2 rRNA genes (1 of these 2 running past the window's edge) are annotated in these 2692 nt (G+C 50.8%); both read right to left on the reverse strand.

What is annotated here, in order from left to right:
- Positions 1 to 865, reverse strand: a 23S ribosomal RNA gene (locus tag MOC86_RS18380) (it extends 2070 nt beyond the left edge of the window).
- A 178-nt stretch (positions 866 to 1043) separates the two neighbouring features.
- Positions 1044 to 2595 (reverse strand): 16S ribosomal RNA (locus MOC86_RS18385).
- The 16S and 23S rRNA genes sit together here, the layout of an rRNA operon.
- Between the last annotated feature and the right edge of the window lie 97 nt (positions 2596 to 2692).

Genomic DNA, 2692 nt, shown 5'->3' on the forward strand with positions numbered 1-2692 from the left:
TCGGAGAGAACCAGCTATCTCCAGGTTCGATTGGAATTTCACCGCTACCCACACCTCATCCCCGCACTTTTCAACGTACGTGGGTTCGGGCCTCCATTCAGTGTTACCTGAACTTCACCCTGGACATGGGTAGATCACCTGGTTTCGGGTCTACGACCTCGTACTATGACGCCCTATTCAGACTCGCTTTCGCTGCGGCTCCGTCTTTACAACTTAACCTTGCACGAGAACGTAACTCGCCGGTTCATTCTACAAAAGGCACGCCATCACCCGTAAATGGGCTCTGACTACTTGTAGGCACACGGTTTCAGGATCTCTTTCACTCCCCTCCCGGGGTGCTTTTCACCTTTCCCTCACGGTACTGGTTCACTATCGGTCACTAGGGAGTATTTAGCCTTGGGAGATGGTCCTCCCAGCTTCCGACGGGATTTCACGTGTCCCGCCGTACTCAGGATCCACTCAGGAGAGAAGAACATTTCAACTACAGGGTTGTTACCTTCTGTGACGGACCTTTCCAGGTCGCTTCGTTTATGTTCTTCTTTTATGACTCCGTGTAGAGTGTCCTACAACCCCAGAAGGCAAGCCTTCTGGTTTGGGCTTCTTCCGTTTCGCTCGCCGCTACTCAGGAAATCGCATTTGCTTTCTCTTCCTCCAGGTACTTAGATGTTTCAGTTCCCTGGGTCTGCCTTTCATACCCTATGTATTCAGATATGAATCCTATTCCATTACGAATAGTGGGTTCCCCCATTCGGAAATCTCCGGATCAAAGCTTACTTACAGCTCCCCGAAGCATATCGGTGTTAGTCCCGTCCTTCATCGGCTCCTAGTGCCAAGGCATCCACCGTGCGCCCTTTCTAACTTAACCATTGATTGGTTATTTCAACACTAACAGTGTTGTAGCGATCGTTTACTCGGTTTTCTCATTAAATGAGAGTTATATGGTTTAACCTTGCTTTACTTGTTATCTAGTTTTCAATGAACAATGTTTTGAGAGTTGACCTCTCAAAACTGACCAAAATACGTCACGTCTCTATTCTCCTTAGAAAGGAGGTGATCCAGCCGCACCTTCCGATACGGCTACCTTGTTACGACTTCACCCCAATCATCTGTCCCACCTTCGGCGGCTGGCTCCAAAAGGTTACCTCACCGACTTCGGGTGTTACAAACTCTCGTGGTGTGACGGGCGGTGTGTACAAGACCCGGGAACGTATTCACCGCGGCATGCTGATCCGCGATTACTAGCGATTCCGGCTTCATGTAGGCGAGTTGCAGCCTACAATCCGAACTGAGAATGGTTTTATGGGATTGGCTTAACCTCGCGGTTTTGCAGCCCTTTGTACCATCCATTGTAGCACGTGTGTAGCCCAGGTCATAAGGGGCATGATGATTTGACGTCATCCCCACCTTCCTCCGGTTTGTCACCGGCAGTCACCTTAGAGTGCCCAACTGAATGCTGGCAACTAAGATCAAGGGTTGCGCTCGTTGCGGGACTTAACCCAACATCTCACGACACGAGCTGACGACAACCATGCACCACCTGTCACTCTGTCCCCGAAGGGAACCTTCTATCTCTAGAAGTAGCAGAGGATGTCAAGACCTGGTAAGGTTCTTCGCGTTGCTTCGAATTAAACCACATGCTCCACCGCTTGTGCGGGTCCCCGTCAATTCCTTTGAGTTTCAGTCTTGCGACCGTACTCCCCAGGCGGAGTGCTTAATGCGTTTGCTGCAGCACTAAAGGGCGGAAACCCTCTAACACTTAGCACTCATCGTTTACGGCGTGGACTACCAGGGTATCTAATCCTGTTCGCTCCCCACGCTTTCGCGCCTCAGCGTCAGTTACAGACCAGAGAGCCGCCTTCGCCACTGGTGTTCCTCCACATCTCTACGCATTTCACCGCTACACGTGGAATTCCGCTCTCCTCTTCTGCACTCAAGTTCCCCAGTTTCCAATGACCCTCCACGGTTGAGCCGTGGGCTTTCACATCAGACTTAAGGAACCGCCTGCGCGCGCTTTACGCCCAATAATTCCGGACAACGCTTGCCACCTACGTATTACCGCGGCTGCTGGCACGTAGTTAGCCGTGGCTTTCTGGTTAGGTACCGTCAAGGTACCTGCTTATTTAACAGGTACTTGTTCTTCCCTAACAACAGAGCTTTACGATCCGAAAACCTTCATCACTCACGCGGCGTTGCTCCGTCAGACTTTCGTCCATTGCGGAAGATTCCCTACTGCTGCCTCCCGTAGGAGTCTGGGCCGTGTCTCAGTCCCAGTGTGGCCGATCACCCTCTCAGGTCGGCTACGCATCGTCGCCTTGGTGAGCCGTTACCTCACCAACTAGCTAATGCGCCGCGGGCCCATCCTTGAGTGGTAGCTAAAAGCCACCTTCTAACATATCATCATGCGAAGATATGTGTTATCCGGTATTAGCTCCGGTTTCCCGGAGTTATCCCCGTCTCAAGGGCAGGTTGCCCACGTGTTACTCACCCGTCCGCCGCTAAGATTTGAAAAGCAAGCTTTTCAAATCTCCGCTCGACTTGCATGTATTAGGCACGCCGCCAGCGTTCGTCCTGAGCCAGGATCAAACTCTCCATAGAAAGTTTGGTTTCATCTTTCGATGTCCATAGCTTGTTGTTTCTTATAAGAAACGTTGTTTTAAAAATAAAATAGAATTAACGTTGACGTATTTTGTTC

Origin of the sequence: Priestia endophytica (assembly GCF_026790145.1) — a bacterium.
GTDB lineage: Bacteria > Bacillota > Bacilli > Bacillales > Bacillaceae_H > Bacillus_I > Bacillus_I endophytica_A.